14 protein-coding genes are annotated in these 15,489 nt (G+C 67.2%); 9 read left to right on the top strand and 5 right to left on the bottom strand.

Features of this window, described 5'->3' with window-relative positions; translation table 11 throughout:
* Positions 1–3: 3 nt before the first annotated feature.
* The gene (locus tag ACTXPP_RS03930; RefSeq protein ID WP_443341001.1) at positions 4–1,749 is read right to left on the bottom strand and encodes an HAD family hydrolase; all 1,746 of its coding nucleotides are present in this window, start codon (positions 1,747–1,749) and stop codon (positions 4–6) included.
* 173 nt (positions 1,750–1,922) lie between these two features.
* On the opposite strand from ACTXPP_RS03930, the gene ACTXPP_RS03925 reads away from it, so the two are divergent.
* The 3 genes from ACTXPP_RS03925 to ACTXPP_RS03915 all read left to right on the top strand — a co-directional run bounded on the left by ACTXPP_RS03925 (position 1,923) and on the right by ACTXPP_RS03915 (position 6,040).
* Positions 1,923–2,942, top strand: a complete 1,020-nt coding sequence (locus tag ACTXPP_RS03925; RefSeq protein ID WP_301497165.1) for a LacI family DNA-binding transcriptional regulator — start codon at positions 1,923–1,925, stop codon at positions 2,940–2,942.
* A gap of 138 nt (positions 2,943–3,080) precedes the next feature.
* Positions 3,081–4,640: an alkaline phosphatase gene (gene phoA / locus ACTXPP_RS03920; RefSeq protein ID WP_301525483.1), complete on the top strand. Its 1,560-nt coding sequence runs from the start codon at positions 3,081–3,083 to the stop codon at positions 4,638–4,640.
* A gap of 104 nt (positions 4,641–4,744) precedes the next feature.
* The gene (locus ACTXPP_RS03915) at positions 4,745–6,040 is read left to right on the top strand and encodes a dicarboxylate/amino acid:cation symporter (RefSeq protein WP_443340998.1); all 1,296 of its coding nucleotides are present in this window, start codon (positions 4,745–4,747) and stop codon (positions 6,038–6,040) included.
* A 231-nt stretch (positions 6,041–6,271) separates the two neighbouring features.
* On the opposite strand, the gene lepB is transcribed toward ACTXPP_RS03915, so the two are convergent.
* Positions 6,272–7,048 (bottom strand): signal peptidase I, encoded by a 777-nt coding sequence (gene lepB, locus ACTXPP_RS03910; protein ID WP_443340996.1) that lies wholly within the window; start codon positions 7,046–7,048, stop codon positions 6,272–6,274.
* A gap of 89 nt (positions 7,049–7,137) precedes the next feature.
* Complete coding sequence (locus ACTXPP_RS03905; RefSeq protein WP_443340994.1) at positions 7,138–7,914, bottom strand: ABC transporter ATP-binding protein; 777 nt, start codon at positions 7,912–7,914, stop codon at positions 7,138–7,140.
* Between the two features lie 43 nt (positions 7,915–7,957).
* Between ACTXPP_RS03905 and ACTXPP_RS03900 the strand changes: the two genes are divergently transcribed.
* From ACTXPP_RS03900 to ACTXPP_RS03875, 6 genes are all read left to right on the top strand, one after another.
* Positions 7,958–9,187 (top strand): CynX/NimT family MFS transporter, encoded by a 1,230-nt coding sequence (locus ACTXPP_RS03900; RefSeq protein WP_443340993.1) that lies wholly within the window; start codon positions 7,958–7,960, stop codon positions 9,185–9,187.
* Positions 9,188–9,808: 621 nt separating this feature from the next.
* Positions 9,809–11,068 carry an alkane 1-monooxygenase gene (locus ACTXPP_RS03895; protein WP_443340992.1) on the top strand — a complete coding sequence of 420 codons (1,260 nt, stop codon included), beginning with the start codon at positions 9,809–9,811 and terminating at the stop codon, positions 11,066–11,068.
* A gap of 5 nt (positions 11,069–11,073) precedes the next feature.
* The gene (locus ACTXPP_RS03890; protein WP_443340991.1) at positions 11,074–11,472 is read left to right on the top strand and encodes a hypothetical protein; all 399 of its coding nucleotides are present in this window, start codon (positions 11,074–11,076) and stop codon (positions 11,470–11,472) included.
* Between the two features lie 72 nt (positions 11,473–11,544).
* Positions 11,545–11,712 carry a rubredoxin gene (locus ACTXPP_RS03885; protein ID WP_301498430.1) on the top strand — a complete coding sequence of 56 codons (168 nt, stop codon included), beginning with the start codon at positions 11,545–11,547 and terminating at the stop codon, positions 11,710–11,712.
* 59 nt (positions 11,713–11,771) lie between these two features.
* The gene (locus ACTXPP_RS03880; protein ID WP_443340988.1) at positions 11,772–11,954 is read left to right on the top strand and encodes a rubredoxin; all 183 of its coding nucleotides are present in this window, start codon (positions 11,772–11,774) and stop codon (positions 11,952–11,954) included.
* A 132-nt stretch (positions 11,955–12,086) separates the two neighbouring features.
* Entirely contained in the window at positions 12,087–13,343 is a 1,257-nt protein-coding gene (locus ACTXPP_RS03875) for an FAD-dependent oxidoreductase (protein ID WP_443340987.1), read from the top strand.
* 184 nt (positions 13,344–13,527) lie between these two features.
* On the opposite strand, the gene ACTXPP_RS03870 is transcribed toward ACTXPP_RS03875, so the two are convergent.
* Together ACTXPP_RS03870 and ACTXPP_RS03865 are read right to left on the bottom strand one after the other, a co-directional pair.
* On the bottom strand, positions 13,528–14,388 hold the full coding sequence (locus ACTXPP_RS03870; RefSeq protein ID WP_301520955.1) for a hypothetical protein: 861 nt from the start codon (positions 14,386–14,388) through the stop codon (positions 13,528–13,530).
* A 19-nt stretch (positions 14,389–14,407) separates the two neighbouring features.
* Positions 14,408–15,412: a hypothetical protein gene (locus tag ACTXPP_RS03865; protein ID WP_443340985.1), complete on the bottom strand. Its 1,005-nt coding sequence runs from the start codon at positions 15,410–15,412 to the stop codon at positions 14,408–14,410.
* Between the last annotated feature and the right edge of the window lie 77 nt (positions 15,413–15,489).

Genomic DNA, 15,489 nt, shown 5'->3' with positions numbered 1-15,489 from the left:
GGGTCAGGAGATCGTCGCGTGGGATGCCCGGGGTGCCTGGGTTGCGCGGGACACAGGAGGCACCGGGGTCGGAGGGAGAAGGGCGATGAGCTGGGAGAGGTTGTCGACGGCACCGGTGGCTGTACCGGACCGCACAGCATCGGCGATCTCGTCATTGCCGCTGTCACCACCGCGCACCAGGTACCGGTGTCCGATGCCGGCGTCGCGTGCGCCGGACATGTCGTTGTCGATCTTGTCGCCGACCATCAGGCAGTCCTGCGGAGAGATGTCTGCCGGCAGCTCCTCCAGAGCGGAGTCGAAGATGCCGGGATGGGGTTTCTTCACCCCGACCTCGTCGGAGAACACCCAGCTGTCGAAGGTCCTGTTGAGACCGTATTCGGTGATCAGGGCACGCACCCCGCGTCCGCTGATGGTGTTGGACACCATCACGACCGGGACGCCTGCCTCCTGCGCGGCACGCAGCAGTTCGGCGGCACCCGGGCGCAGCATCTTCCGGGAGCGGGTGCGGTAGAGCAGGACGGTGAGCAGGTCTGCGTGCCCGGCGACGACTTCGCGTTGACGACTTGTGAGGTCCACGAACTCGGTCCAGTAGATCTCCGGGGTGACCTCCCTGCTGGTGCCGGCGGACTGTTCGGCGGCCTTGAACTCGCGGTAGCGCTTCCGGGCGCGTTCGACGAGGTTCGCCGCGGTCCCCGTGGAGACCGGGTCCCCGGCCTTGGCACAGGCCGCCGCCAAGGCCTCGGCCACCGCCAGCGAGGGCTGCGGGTGCGGCCAGGTCTCGGAGATCACGCCACCGTGGTCGATCAGCAAGGCCCGGATCGTCGTACCCGACGCCGTGTCCGGACCGTCCGCTCCGGCTGCCACATCCGGGCCGTCCGGGCCGTCCGGGCCGGCGAGTCCCCGCAGGACCTCCGCCAGGTCCCCCGGGGTCTCGAGGACAGCGTCCGCCTGAACCTCCACCGGGAACGGCGGATTGTCGGTGTGCTTGTCCCGGGTGAGGATCACGGCCCCGACCCCGGCACGCCGACCCGCGACGACATCACGGTCCAGGGTGTCGCCGACATACCAGCACTCATCACACGCGGCGCTGAGCGCACGAGCGGTGAGGCGGATCATGTCCGGGTGAGGCTTGCGGATACCGACCTCATCCGAATAGTTCTGGGCGGTCAGGAATACGTCGAGGCCGTGCCTGGCAAACAGCCGGCGGTGGTGCAGCCCGGAATGTGCGTTGGATGCGATGCCGATCGGGATGCCCGCCGCCGCAGCGGTCTCGAGCAACTCACGGGCCCCGGTGCGCAGGATGTGCTCGGTGCGCGCCTCAGCCAGATCGGCCAGCAGTTCCGGGGCGACGGCCACCAGGGCGTCCCGCACCTCGTCCGGGAAATCAGGGACGTAGAACTCCCCGACGATCTCCGCCGGACTGAGCTCACGTGGGGCGGGTCGCCGCGAGGAACCGTGCTTGAAGTGTGTCAATGATGCCGCCGCCGCTGCGATTGCACGGTCGAGAAGGTCTGTGTCCTTCGCCAGAAGTTCCGCAGTGTCCGCGGTCTGCGTGGCCGTGCCGACCCTGCGTACAAGGTAGTCGCGCAGGACGCTCCGCTGACGCTCAACGGCGTCCTCTCTGGTGCGGGTCGTGAACAGCACCCCTCCGAAATCGAGGATCAGGCCGGCAGGTGCGGACTGTGGCGGCCACAGGTCCCCCGCGGACGGGGAGTCCAGGGAGTCCAGGGCGGCCGGGGGGACGGGCATCGGTTCTGTCGTGGGTGTCGGGCTCATAGCGGGAGACGGTAGTAACGGCAGGAGAAGCGCACGTTGTCGGAAAGTGAACAGGTCGGCACCAGAAGATGGAATCCACTGGAACCTTCCAGTGAAATCCCGCGCCACCAGGCACGGACCATCTTTTCTGGGTAGGTTCTGTGCCCATGAGGAAGAACAGGACCGTGACCCTGTCCGCCGTCGCCGCAGCATCAGAGGTCTCGGTGTCCGCGGCGTCACTGGCGATCCGCGGCGAGGACGGCGTGTCCGAGGCCACGCGGGCCCGCGTACTCGCCGCGGCGGAGAAGCTCGGGTACCGCCCTGCGGTTCGCTCGCGCGTTCTACGTCCGTCCACGCGCCCGGTGTTGGCCGTGCTGCTCAACGACCTGTCCAGCCCGTACAACCACGACGTCGTATCCGGCATCGAGGCAGCCGCCGAAGCCGCCGGGTCATCCACCACGCTGGCGCACGGCGGAAAAGACGTGCAGCGTCTGGAACAGCGGTTCTTCTCCCTGGCTTCGTCGAATCCCGACGGCATGGTGGTCATCAGTTCCAGGCTGCCGATCGACTCCCTGGAAGAGATCGCCTCCAGGATCCCGGTCACGGTCGTCGGCCGGCTCCCCTACGAGGTCCCCGGGGTCGACTCCATCTCCAACGACGACGCCTCGGGGGCCGCCGCAGCCACCGAACACCTGCTGTCGCTGGGGCACCGCCGGATCGCCTTCCTCCGGTCATCGACCCGTCCTGCCGCGATGCACCGCCAACGCGGGTTCACCCGGGTCATGCACGCCGCGGGGCTTGCCGACCCGGTGACCGTGGGCCCGACCGACGCCGAGTGGGCCATCCAGCGCATCGCCGAACGCCGGCCACTGTCCCTGGGTCAGGGCGCGACCACCGCCGTGGTGGCGAACAACGACCGGATGGCACTGCGACTGGTCAGTGCCGCCCTGGATGCCGGACTGTCACTGCCGGAGGACCTCAGCGTCACCGGCTACAACAACTCGGCGCTGTGCACGCAGATGCGTCCCACCCTGACCAGTATCGACCAACCGACCTACGACATGGGTGGCCGTGCCTTCGCGATGGTGCGCTCCCGTTCCACTGGGCGCCGGGATGACCTCCACCTCCAGATGGCCCCCTCACTGGTGGCCCGGGGGTCGACGGGCAAGGCTGCGGTCGAGAAGTAGACCGGGGTCAGTCCTCGTCCCCTCCCCCAACAGAGCATTGGCCCCCGGAAGCAGGATTCACCACCAGTTCACCGGTGCGCAGAGCCACCCTCACCCACCGTTCACACTCAACTCGTAGCGTCTGTCGACGGATCACACATGACGTCAAGAAAGCAGAACGTGAAGCACACCCGAATCACCCGCACCGCCCGCACCGCCACTGCCGCACTCGGCGCGGTCTCCCTGCTCGCCACCGCCGCCGCCTGCAGCGACGACGACAACGGCTCCGGTTCCGGATCAGGCAGCCCGGACCTCCAGAGCCGTTCGGCCGAGGGCGACATCACCGAGAACGGTGGCGCACGACGTCTCGACGGCGACCAGGGCGACTACGTCCGTGACGCCGTCTCCGCCACCGGCGCCAAGAACGTCATCCTGCTCATCGGTGACGGCATGGGCGACTCCGAGATCACCGCCGCCCGCAACTACGCCGAAGGTGCCGCCGGCAGCTTCAGCGGACTCGACGCCCTGCCGGTCACCGGGCAGTACACCCACTACGCCCTCAACAAGGACGGCACGCCGAACTACGTGACCGACTCCGCAGCGTCCGGCACCGCGTGGGCCACCGGCACCAAGTCCTACAACGGCGCCATCGGTGTCGACATCCACGGCGAGAACCAGACCAACCTCATCGAGAAGGCCAAGGACGCCGGCCTTGCCACCGGCAACGTCTCCACGGCCGCGATTCAGGACGCCACCCCGGCTGTGCTGGCCGCCCACGTGGACGCCCGCAAATGCTACGGTCCGGATGACACCGAGGAATGTGGCGACGACCTGCTCGACCAGGGCGGTGCCGGCTCCATCTCCGAGCAGTACCTCGAGTCGCGTGCCGATGTCGTCCTCGGTGGCGGGGCCGAGAGCTTCGACCAGAACGCCAAGGCCGGCGACTGGGAGGGCAAGACCCTGCTGGAGCAGGCCGGGGACCGCGGCTACCAGCTGCCCACCAACGCAGAGGAACTCGACGCCATCACCGAGGCGAACCAGGACGCACCTGTCCTCGGACTCTTCGCCGAGGACACCATGCCGGTGCGTTGGGAAGGCGACCTCGCCGAGCAGCAGGGCTACCTGGAGCCCGCCCAGGAATGCACCGACAACCCTGAGCGCACCGGGGACATCCCCACCCTGGCCACGATGACCACCAAGGCCATCGATCTGCTCTCCGACAACGGGGACGGTGCCGAGAACGGCTTCTTCCTGCAGGTCGAGGGCGCCTCCATCGACAAGGAGAACCACGCCGCCAACCCCTGCGGCCAGATCGGGGAGACCGTCGACCTTGACGAGGCCGTCCAAGAGGCACTCGCCTTCGCCGAGGAGGACGGTGACACCCTGGTCATCGTCACCGCCGACCACGCCCACACGAGCCAGGTCCTCGGCAACGTCAGCGAAGAGGACATCGAGGCCCTGGCCGAGGACAAGGACATCAGCGTCGAGGAGGCCCGCGAGTCGGTGTACCCCGGCCTGTCCCGCCGCCTGATCACCCGCGAAGGCGCGGAGATGACCATCGGCTACGCCACCTCGGAGAACCAGGACAACCAGAGCCAGGGGCACACCGGTGCCCAGCTGCGCATCGCCGCCTACGGTCCGTCCGCCGCCAACGTCTCCGGCCTGACCGACCAGACCGACCTGCACTTCACCATCACCGACGCGCTCGGGTTGGAGTAGTCAGGCACCGTCAGACCCGCTGATTGTTCACCATGTGAAAGATCACAGCCGGAAACAGCACTCCCCAGTTGGTGGACGCGGCATCAGCGATTTAGAGTCACCTCATGACGTTCAAGAAACTCGCCGGAAGTCTGCTGTTCCGGATCATCGTGGCGATCATCCTCGGCATCGCCTGCAGCTTCTTCTTCCCGGACGGGCTCGCGCGCGTCTTCGTGACCTTCAACGGACTGTTCGGCAACTTCCTGGACCTGTTCATCCCGGTCCTGATCTTCGCACTGATCACCCCGGCGATCGCCGGCATCGGACGCAGCGCCGGACGCTGGCTCGGCATCACCGCCGGCATCGCCTACGCCTCCACCATCATCTCCGGACTGGTGGCCTTCGGCGTCGCCACCCTGACCTACGGGTGGCTGCTGGGCAATGACTCCTACGACACCCTCGTCGACATCGACGAGGGTGCCCTGGAGCCGTTCTTCGACATCGAGATGCCCGCCCCCTTCGAGATCATGACCGCGCTGATCCTGGCGTTCTGCATCGGCCTGGCGATGACCGCGGTGAAATCCGACGTGCTCTACACCGCCTCCCGTGAGCTGGAGAGCATCGTGATGAAGGTAGTGAAGACCTTCATCATCCCGCTGCTGCCGATCTTCATCTTCGGGGTCTTCCTGTCGATGGGCATGAACGGCCATCTCGTCGACGTGATCTCCGCGTTCATCAAGGTACTGCTGCTGGCCACCGTGATGACCATTCTCTTCATCCTCGCCCAGTACCTCTTCGCCGGCGCGGTCGCCGGACGCAACCCCTTCAAGGCACTGTGGACGATGATGCCGGCCTACGCCACCGCGCTGGGCACCTCCTCCTCCGCCGCGACCATCCCGGTCACCCTGGAGTCCGCGAAGAAGAACGGCGTGCCGGACAACGTCGCTGGCTTCGTCGTCCCGCTGTGCGCCACGATCCACCTGGCCGGTTCGGTGATGAAGATCTCGCTGTTCGCCCTGGCCGTGATCCACATCTTCGACCTGGACATCGGCACCATGCAGTTCATCGGATCCCTGCTGCTGCTGGGCATCATGATGATCGCCGCCCCGGGCGTGCCCGGTGGTGCCATCATGGCGGCCGCCGGCGTGCTCGGCGACCAGCTGGGCTTCACCGCCGACCACATCGCGATCATGATCGCCGCCTACATCGCCATCGACTCCTTCGGCACCGCGGCGAACGTCACCGGTGACGGCGCGATCGCGATGATCGTCGCCAAGATCTCCGACGGCAAGCTCGGTAGCCGCGACGGTGAGGGTGAGGACGCGGACGGCGCGAACGGCACCGATCCCGCCTCGCTGGACTCCCGCGAGGCCGCGTCCAGCGCACGTATCGCCGAGGACATCACCGACAGCCGTAACTGACGGGGAGACCGGACGCCCCGCGGCGTCCCGATGACGCCCCGTCCTGTGCCTCGGGAGGGGAGCGGGGCACCTGACCGGACCGAAGCGTGACGGATTAGGGGTTCGACTGCCAGCGAAACGGTGAATCCGTCATGCTTCGGTACGCAGCGGACGCGACACCGGAGCAGGACACCGGACACACCCTCCGAGGAGGGACACCGGCCGCGGCACGCAGGCGTCCCGGCGAGAGGTCTACTCCACGCCACCCAGGCGGTTCAGCGGCCAGACCTTGAACTGCACCTTGCCGACCACGTTGTCCAGCGGGATCGTGCCGTCCAGCGGGTCACCGGCGAGGTGGTAGTAGCGGGAGTCCTTCGAGTTGGTGCGGTTGTCGCCCATCAGCCACAAGGAGTCCTCCGGCACCTCGACCGGGCCGAAGTACTCACCCTGGCAGGCGTCCGCCCCGGTGCGCGGATCCACGGCGTAGGCCATCGGGTCCATGGTGTAGGAGTCGTCGACCTTCTCCCCGTCCACCATGATGCCGGGGTCACCCTCCTGGCACTGCACGGTCTGACCGCCGGTGGCGATCACACGCTTGACCAGGGTGAACTCGTCGGGGGCGAGGATCCCGATCTTCTCCAGGCCGTTCTGCATCGCAGCAACCAGCGCCTGGTCGGAGCGGGTGGAGGTGTAATCCTCGTTCCATGCCTCGGTGCCGGTGAATACGACCACGTCACCCTGCTCGACATCACTGAAACGGTAGGAGAGCTTGTCGACGAAGATGCGGTCGTCGGTGCAGTCGTCGCAGCCGACCAGCGTGGGCTCCATCGACTCCGACGGGATCTGGTACAGCCGCCCGATGAAGGTGTTGAACAGCCCGAGGAGCAGAATCGCCACGATGAAGGTGAGGACGTACTCCGCCCACACCGGCATCTTCTTCTTTTTCGCCGCAGCGCCGCCGGCAGCACCGGACGACACCGGACCGGACGGATTCACGGGCTCTGGTTCCACTGCTCTGCTGTCACTCACCCTTGAGAGCCTATCCGGTAGCCCCTCCGAACTGCCCACTGACGCGCATGAGCTGTGTCTCGCCGAATCCACACCGGCCAGCCACCGACCTACCCGTTGACCGCGAACCAGCGTCCCGCGATCCGGTTCAGCGTCACCTCCATGTCGTACAGGGTACTGAGGTTCACCGAGGTCATGGTTTCCGCCACCGGCCCGGCGGCGAGCACCGTCCCGTCCTTCACCATGAGCACATCGGTCGTGGAGGCGGCGACCTCCTCGACGTGGTGGGTGATCAACACCGAGGTCAGGGCCGGGAGTTGGACGCGCATCTCGTCGATGACCCGCAGCAGGGTCTCGCGCCCGGGCAGATCCAGGCCGGTGGACGGTTCGTCGAGCAGCAGCAGTTCCGGGTCGGTGACCAGTGCCCGGGCGATCAGGGTGCGGGCCTTCTCTCCCTGGCTCATCTGGCTCCACAGTCGCTCGGTGCGCCCTGCCATCCCCACCAGCTCGATGACCTCCTCGGCGCGCTCGCGGTGGGCGACGGTGTAGTCGAAGCGTCGGAGGTAGCCGTTGGACGCCGAGACCCCGGACAGCACCGCCTCGGCGCAGCTGATGTCGTCGAGACGCTGTTTCGGGTCGACGTAGCCGATGCGCTTCTGCAGTTCGCGGGTGTCGGTGCGTCCCAACGTCTCGCCGAGGACCTCCACGGTGCCGTCCGTGGGGTACAACCGCGCACCGACGAGTTTCAGGATGGTGGACTTACCCGCGCCGTTGGGCCCGAGCACCGCCCAGTGGCTACCGGTGGGCACGGCGAGGTTCACGTCATGGATGAGGTGCTTGTCGCCGCGTCGGACGGAGACATCGGTGATACTCAGGGCAATACTCATGCCCCAGGAGGCTACTCCTCAGGTGTTTGGTAGATTCCTCCGAATGCCACGAAAAGCGTTGCGGATCGCCCTGCCTGTCCTCGGGATCATCTTGGTCGCCGCGAACCTGCGCGCCGCCCTGACCACCGTCGGCCCGGTGCTCAGCGACATCCAGGACGATCTGGGACTCACGTCGTCCACCGCGTCCTACCTGGTCAGCCTGCCGCTGCTGGGGTTCGCGGTGATCTCCCCGGTGGCCCCGCTACTGGCGCGGCGCTTCGGCCTGGAGCGCATCGTCGCCATCGCGCTGGCGGTACTGGCGACGGGCCTGCTGTTGCGCTCCACCCCGCCGGACGCACTGCTGTGGTTGGGCACGGCCTTGATCGGCATGGCGATCGCAGTGCTGAACGTGGTGCTGCCGGCCTGGGTGAAGCGCGACTTCCCCACCTCGATCGGCCAGGTCACCGGCACGTACGCCGCAGTGCAGTCCGGGGTGGCGGCGATCGCGTCCGGCGTGGCGGTCCCGGTGGCGGGCCTGAGTGCGTTGGGCTGGCGGTTGCCGCTGGGCATGTGGGCCGGCCTGGCACTGATCGCGCTGGGGGTACTGCTGCCGATGCTGCGGAAGCGTCCTGCGCCGACGGCGCCAAGCGCGACGGGAACGACTGCCCGCACGGCCACGGACACCCGGAACGTCCTCCCCCGTCAGGACGCCGCCCCCACCCCGCGCCCCCTGTGGCGCAGCGCGCTGACCTGGCAGGTGACGGGGTTCATGGGCCTGCAGTCCACCCACTTCTACGTCCTGGTCACCTGGCTGTCCACCATCGAGCGGGACGCCGGAATCAGTGACACCGCCGCCGGAACCCACATGTTCCTGGTCAACGCCTTCGGCATCGTCGGCAGCCTGGTCTGCTCGGCCCTGATCGCCCGACACCGTGACCAGCGGTTCATCGGCGCGATCCTACCGTTGTTCCTGCTGGCGTCCTCACTAGGACTTCTTCTCGCTCCGGAGGCCGCCGCCCTGTGGGCGATCCTGGCCGGCCTCGGCGGCGGGGCCAGCATCACCCTGTCACTGTCCTTGTTCGGTCTTCGTACCCGACACCACACCACCGCGGCGTCCCTGTCGGGCCTGGCGCAGAGCATCGGTTATGTGCTGGCCGCAGTCGGTCCGGTGGCCGTCGGCGCGCTGCATGACGCCACCGGATCGTGGTCGCCGGCACTGGTGTCTCTGGTGGTCATCGACGTGATCCTCATCGGTGCCGGCTACCTCGCCGGACGGGACCGGACGGTGGACTGACTGCGGACTGACGGCGGACTGACGGCGGACTGACGGCGCTGGGCAACGCCTGCCCCCGTTTTCGGGGTGTGATCGCAGGTCATCTGGCAGTTTCTCACCGCATTCGGTAAGTTCTTCTGCGGCACCTGGTCGTTTGCCGACAAAAGCACCGCCCGGACGCCCGACCTCGGCCCCGCCACCCCTGGGGCCCACGCGGTTGCACGCTTGACGCGTCCAGCCGTGGGCGCTTCCCGCCGACAGCGACAAGCTGTTCCAGTGCGGACAATATGGAGCGCCCTGCGACTACCCCGGACCTCGTGGGAGGCCGGGGTTTTCTCGTGTCCGGACCAGATGGCGGGACCACGGACCCCGCCCCGGAACATGTACCGGGCACTCCAAATCCCACCCCTGTGACCCGCCCCTCCCCCGGTCGCCACCCCCGCTCTAGGGGTGCGCTAGTGAGGCTATCCATTCCTCAAGCGGACACCATATCCGCAGGTCATCAGAATCTGGAATGTTTCCTCCAGGGAATTTGCTAATTCCATTGTGGAGCCTAACTACGTCTTGTATCGTCTATCGCGTCTCAGAAAATATGTGTCTTGAGACACACTTCCAGCCAACCTAACGGAGGTTGACACCGTCATGACGACGACAGAACGAAAGCCGACAGGTGCCGACGACGGCACACCGATCGAACAGCCCTTCACCCAGAACGAGAAGAAGTGGGTCGACAAGAAGAAGTACGCCTGGATCTTCTCCATGGTCCCCGCGGCGATCCCCCTGATCAACTGGGGCATCGTCGAGTGGATGAAGGCGATCAACGCGCCCGAGTTCATGGTGCACGCGTCCTGGTTCCTCGGCCCGATCGCCGTGTTCATCCTGATCCCGGTCGGCGACTTCGTCCTCGGCCGTGACGGCGAGAACGCCCCCGAGGAGTTCGTCCCGTGGCTGGAGGAGACCAAGTACTACCGGATCATCTCCTACCTGTACTTCCCCATCATGCTGGCCAGCCTGGTGCTGTGCTGCTGGCAGTGGACCTACGGCGGCCTGGAATGGTACGACAAGCTCGGCCTCGCATGGTCGATGGGCATGACCTCCGGTATCGGCATCGTCGCCGCCCATGAGCTCGGCCACAAGAAGGGCAGCTTCGAGCGCTGGCTCGGCAAGATCGTCCTCGCTGTGCCCGCCTACGGCCACTTCTACGTCGAGCACAACAAGGGTCACCACGTGAAGGTCGCCACCCCGGAGGACCCGGTGAGCTCCCGGATGGGCGAGAACGCCTACTCCTACCTGCTGCGCTCCATCCCGAAGCAGATCCCCCGCTCCTGGAACAACGAGAAGAAGCGCCTGGAGCGCGGCGGCAAGAGCCAGTTCAACCTGGACAACGACGTCCTCAACGCCTGGCTGATGACCGTCGTTCTGTGGGGCGTCCTGCTCGCCGTCTTCGGCATCAACATCCTGCCGTACATGCTGGTCCAGGCGATCATCGGCATCGCCCTGCTGGAGTTCGTCAACTATCTGGAGCACTACGGCCTGCTGCGCCAGAAGCTCGAGGACGGCCGCTACGAGCGCTGCTCCCCCGAGCACTCCTGGAACTCGGACAACCTGACGACCAACATCTTCCTGTACCAGCTGCAGCGCCACTCCGACCACCACGCCAACCCGACCCGTCGGTACCAGTCGCTGCGCTCGGACGTCTTCGCCCCGGAGCTGCCCGCCGGCTACGCGACGATGATCGCCGCCGCCGCGGTTCCCCCGGTGTGGTTCTGGATCATGGACAAGAAGCTGATGCAGTACTACAACTACGACCTCGACCGCGCCAACCTGCACCCCTCCAAAGCCGCCAAGCTGCGCGCCAAGTGGGGCGGCAAGGCACCCGTCTCCGAGACCGCAGGAGCCTAGGCACAATGTCCACGACTGCACCCAAGAAGACCTCCGGTTCCGCCACCCAGACCGATCTGGACGCCCTCCGCGCCGCCGGTGGCGGGAACATCCCGGAGAACCAGGCGCCGCCGCAGAAGATGACGAACCCCACGTTCCACTACACCATGTGCATCGGGCTGACCGTCCTCGGTCTCGCCACGCTGGTCCTGGGGATCCTCGGCTGGACCGGAACGGCCTTCCTCAAGGAGGCCTACCCCTGGCTGATCGCCATCTCCCTGTTCTTCACGCTCCCGGGCCTCGTCGGGCTCTACCGTGGGCCGGGCGTCCCGTCCACCCACGTCATTCCCCGGCCGAAGAACCGCAAGCCGATCGACTACGCCGCCGGTGCCGGCGGTGCGGCGGGCCCGACGCCCAGCGCCTGACAATCACCACTCACCTCCTGACCACACCTGACCGTGCTTGACCCATAAGACCCGAGAAGAGAGGACGCCACCGTGGCTGTCTACCAGTGCCCCCTGTGCGACTACCGAGTCGACACCGAAGCCGGCGACGACGCAGAGGGCTTCGCCCCCGGATTCGACTGGGAGAACGAAGTTCCCGAAGACTGGTTCTGCCCCGACTGCGGAGTCCGTGACAAGGTGGACTTCGAGAAGGTCGGCTAGACGGCGCAGGTCCGCACCCGGAACCTGCCACCTGGCCATGTGAAAGAAAGGACGCTCCCATGGACGACTACAAGGTCTATGAATGCCTGCAGTGCGGATACATCTACGACGAGGCTGAAGGCGACCCGGACGAGGGTTTCGAGCCCGGAACCCGCTGGGAGGACATCCCCGACGACTGGGAGTGCCCGGACTGCGGCGCGGCGAAGGCCGACTTCGAGATGGTCCAGATCAGCCGCAAGTAGTCTGCCGACTCCCCTTCCCCGGGCCGACGGGAAGTGCCACCACCGACATCGGCGGTGACACTTTTCGCGACCTGGGGTTTTGTCGTCACACCCCACCCACCCGCACACACCGTTCTGCTCCAGGAAGGCCTCATGTCCACCAGCACCCACCGCATCGCCGTCATCGGCGGCGGCGTCGCCGCACACACCCTCGTCAAGGCCTACGCCACCGCATCGGACGCTGCGTCCGATGCGTCCGATGCGTCCGATGCGTCCGACACCACCATCGACATCTTCACCACCGAACCCCACGCCCCCTACCGGCGTCCCGAGGTGAACAAGGGGATCCTGCTCAAGGGCAAGACCCCCGCCGACGTCGCCCTGCCTGCCGCGCCGCTGGAGACCCCCGGGGTCACCCTGCACCTGTCGACCCCGGTCACCCACATCGACACGGACGCCCGCACCCTCACCGCCGGCGGCACCACCTACCAGTGGGACCAGCTGGTCATCGCCACCGGCGCGGGCCCGCGCCTGCTCGACCCCGCGGAGACCCCGTGGCAGGCCGGCCGCGACGTCCACTACATCCGCACCCCGGAGCATTCCACCGCGCTGCGTGCCCGGTTGGACGAGCTGGACGCCGAGGACACCGTCGTCGTGGTCGGTGGTGGTGTGCTGGGCCTGGAGGCCGCCTCCGCCGCCGCGACGATCGGTGACGCGCCGGTGCATGTCCTGGAGATGGCCGACGAGGTCTGCTCCCGGATGCTGCCGCCGGCCGCCTCCCAGTGGCTGCGTGAACGTCACGCCGAGAACAAGGTTTCCGTGACCTGTGGTTTGGACGCTGCGGCGCTCGCCGCGGAGATCGACCGGTTGGATCCGGCGGTGGTCGTCGTCTCCGTCGGTGCGGTGCGCGACACGATGTTGGCCGAGGACGCCGGCATCGCCGTCGGTTCCGGCCCCGGTGGCGGCATCATCGTCGACCCCGCCGGTCGGACGTCCGCACCGGACGTGTGGGCGGTCGGCGACTGTGTCGAGGTCCACGGGGTCATCGACGGGGTGGAGGTGACGGTGCGTCCCGAGGACGAGGGGTCGGCCCGTGCGTTGGGCACCATCGTCGGACGCCAGCTCGGAGCCGTGAACGACTCCGGCGACGCTGCCGGCTCCTACCTTGAGGAGCAGCGGCGTGGCTGGACGAACCAGTACGGACTGATGCTCAACACCCTCGGCGAGGCGGGACTGGTCGAGGGCCGGCGCGAGCAGGTGGAGCTGTCCTCCCCCGAGGAACTCGTGGTCTACACGGTGGCACCCGCCGCCGACGGCTCCGGCGACGTAGTCGTCGGGGTCACGACGGTGGGACGCAGCCCCGAGGTCCGTGCGGCCAAGGGTGCGGTCGGCACCGTCCTGACTGCCTGAGCCCTGGCCTCTGGCCCCTGACCGTCGGACATCTGCCCCGGTGTCGCTAAGTGTCCCCATTTCGGTCGTCCCGTGTGTAGTCGAGTGACCGATTCGGGTACAGCTAGCGACACCTGAACCAAGAGCGCTGACCTCGGAACCAGAAGAACCCCCGGCACCATGCCGGGGGTTCAGTGGTGCCGTCCTACTGCTGGACGGGCTGCCGGGCCGGCAGGATGCGGCCCTCGCCCTTGATGACATAGAACACGGTGACAGCCAGGACGAGAAGGCCGAGGATCAGGCCGAAGATCGACCCGATGCCGACGGCGGCGTCGATCGAGGCAGTCTCGAACTCCTCGCCGAAGTCCGACATGAATGATCCGCTGCCGCCGACCACGCCGAAGAAGTCTGCGGCGCCGAACTTGGTGACCAGTGCGATGAAGCTGTAGATGGTCAGCAGGCCGCCACCGACGGCGGCGAGAAGGGCTCCGGCCTTCGGCGCCGAGCTGGTGGCCAGCATGACCGCGCCGGCGATGAGCAGCACGATGACCAGCAGGGCGATGTAGAGGTACAGGGTCCGGGTGATGGCGTCACCGCCGGCGGTGATGACACCGAAGCCGTTCATCGGCGCCGCCTCGCCGTCGGCCTCCATCTTCCCCCAGGGGAAGAAGAAGTTACCGATGCTCAGCAGGAGCAGAACGCCGACGGCCGCGGCGACGTACAGCGGCTTGAGCAGGTCGGTCAGTGTATCCATCGCCGAGTTCTTCGGGGCACCGGCGGCGGGAACCCCCCACTGCGGCCCGGTGGGACGCTGCGCCAGGGCGATGATCGAGGGGATGTTCGGCTCGTCGTCGCCCGGGGCGTCCAGGGCGTGGTCGTACTCGGTGCGCTTGGCGGGGTCGCCGAGGACGGCCCGGGCAGCGGATACCTCGCTGACCTGCGGGGTGTCGTCGGTGAAGCCGTTGCTGCGCAGCTCGGAGAGGCGGCGGTCCAGCTGCTCGGCGAGCTGCTCCGGCGGCTCCGCGCGGGAGAGGCCGAGACTGGTGTAGAGGTCGTAACCCGACATGATGTGTCTCCTTCTCTTTCTACTGCTCGGCGTTGGGCCGCTGGGTGTTCGGGTTGTCTCCGTCGGACTGGTCGGACGGGTCGGAGGGAGCATCCTGCGTGTCGGACGCAGCGTCCTGCGGAACGGGTGCCGCGCTACCGGACGCAGCCTTGCCGGAGGTCCAGGCCTGCGGCAGCAGGGAGCCCTGCAGCCGCAGCACGACCAGCACCCCGACCGCCAGCGTCAGCACACCGACGATCAGGCCGAGGACCGCACCGGCGCCCACGGACGGCGACGGCAGCGAGCCGAAGTCCTCCTCGCCGCCGAAGAGATCGTCCGCCCCCAGCTTGGTGAACAGTGCCCACACGCCGTACAGCGTGAGCAGGCCACCGGCCACAGCGACCAGCAGTGCACCGAAGCGGGTGTCGCGGGTGAGGCCCAGCAGAACCGTGCCGACGACCAGCAGGATGAGGATGACCAGGGAGAGCAAGGTGTAGCCCGGACGGGTGTCACTGAGGAACAGGTTCCCGAAGCCGCTCATGTCCATCGATGCCGAGCCGAAGCCGGTGATCGTGAACGTGAGCGTCGCCGGCCCGTCCGTCATGGTCACCTTGCCCCAGTTGAAGAAGAAGGTGATGAAGGCGAGCACCGTCAGCAGGCCGGACACCGCCGCCAGCGGCAGCGGGGTGAGGAAGCGGTCGATCGCGGCGAGCACGTTCGCGCCACCGGAGCCTGCACCGTTACCTGCACTGTTACCGCCGGCCATGTCCCAACCAGCACCTCGCTGCGCGAGCGCCTTGATCCACGGCACGTCCGCCTCGGCGGCAGTGCCGGGGGCGGCGTCCAACGCACGGTCGTACTCGGTACGCCGGCCGGCATCGCCGAGGACGCTGCGGGCGATGAGCACCTCGTCCAACCGCGGGTCGGAATCCTGGACACCCTGGGCGCGCAGGTCCGAAATCTGCCGGTCCAGCTCAGTGGCGAGCTGCTCCGGCGGATGAGCCCGGGACAGTCCCAGGCTCTGGTACAGGTCATAGCCTGACATGTTGCTCCTTGTCGTGATTATCGTGATTATCGTGATTGCCGTGATTGCCGTGATTGCCGTGGTTGTTTCGGTCAGCG

Origin of the sequence: Candidatus Corynebacterium faecigallinarum (assembly GCF_052264515.1) — a bacterium.
GTDB lineage: Bacteria > Actinomycetota > Actinomycetes > Mycobacteriales > Mycobacteriaceae > Corynebacterium > Corynebacterium faecigallinarum.
Note: the sequence above shows the minus strand (reverse complement) of the source record. Positions and strands in the feature narration are given on the sequence as shown.

Coding starts and splice junctions, on each gene's coding strand:
- ACTXPP_RS03915 (WP_443340998.1), top strand. CDS start 4,745: ATGACGTTCAAGAAACTCGCCGGAAGTCTGCTGTTCCGGATCATCGTG.
- ACTXPP_RS03905 (WP_443340994.1), bottom strand. CDS start 7,914: ATGAGTATTGCCCTGAGTATCACCGATGTCTCCGTCCGACGCGGCGAC.
- ACTXPP_RS03875 (WP_443340987.1), top strand. CDS start 12,087: ATGTCCACCAGCACCCACCGCATCGCCGTCATCGGCGGCGGCGTCGCC.
- ACTXPP_RS03895 (WP_443340992.1), top strand. CDS start 9,809: ATGACGACGACAGAACGAAAGCCGACAGGTGCCGACGACGGCACACCG.
- ACTXPP_RS03890 (WP_443340991.1), top strand. CDS start 11,074: ATGTCCACGACTGCACCCAAGAAGACCTCCGGTTCCGCCACCCAGACC.
- ACTXPP_RS03865 (WP_443340985.1), bottom strand. CDS start 15,412: ATGTCAGGCTATGACCTGTACCAGAGCCTGGGACTGTCCCGGGCTCAT.
- phoA (WP_301525483.1), top strand. CDS start 3,081: ATGACGTCAAGAAAGCAGAACGTGAAGCACACCCGAATCACCCGCACC.
- ACTXPP_RS03930 (WP_443341001.1), bottom strand. CDS start 1,749: ATGCCCGTCCCCCCGGCCGCCCTGGACTCCCTGGACTCCCCGTCCGCG.
- ACTXPP_RS03925 (WP_301497165.1), top strand. CDS start 1,923: ATGAGGAAGAACAGGACCGTGACCCTGTCCGCCGTCGCCGCAGCATCA.
- ACTXPP_RS03900 (WP_443340993.1), top strand. CDS start 7,958: ATGCCACGAAAAGCGTTGCGGATCGCCCTGCCTGTCCTCGGGATCATC.
- ACTXPP_RS03880 (WP_443340988.1), top strand. CDS start 11,772: ATGGACGACTACAAGGTCTATGAATGCCTGCAGTGCGGATACATCTAC.
- ACTXPP_RS03870 (WP_301520955.1), bottom strand. CDS start 14,388: ATGTCGGGTTACGACCTCTACACCAGTCTCGGCCTCTCCCGCGCGGAG.